Annotated in this window: 1 protein-coding gene; it reads left to right on the top strand. The window is 34.7% G+C overall.

Going from position 1 to position 297, the window contains the following annotated elements; genetic code table 11:
• A partial coding sequence (locus tag HSP_RS11055; protein WP_010130077.1) for a DNA cytosine methyltransferase occupies nt 1-269 on the top strand: 269 nt, incomplete at its 5' end.
• Nucleotides 270-297: the final 28 nt, after the last annotated feature.

Raw genomic sequence — 297 nt, 5'->3', positions numbered from 1 at the left:
CTGGAATGGCTAGACGATTATCTTGGAATGAACCATCTTTAACCTTAACTTGTGCACCAGCCCAAAAACAAACAGAACGTTGTCATCCTAGTGAAAATAGACCTTTAACAATTAGGGAATATGCACGAATTCAAACATTTCCGGATGATTGGTTTTTTAAAGGAACAACAACAGAAATTTATAAACAAATTGGGAATGCTGTTCCTGTAAATTTTGCAATGGCAATAGGAAAATCTATTGTAAAAATGCTAAATGATTTAGAGAGGTAGCAATAATCCAAATGGCTATGCCATTTGG

It is taken from the genome of Haemophilus sputorum CCUG 13788 (assembly GCF_000238795.1).
Lineage (GTDB): Bacteria > Pseudomonadota > Gammaproteobacteria > Enterobacterales > Pasteurellaceae > Haemophilus_A > Haemophilus_A sputorum.
This window is presented reverse-complemented; position numbering and strand designations above follow the sequence as displayed.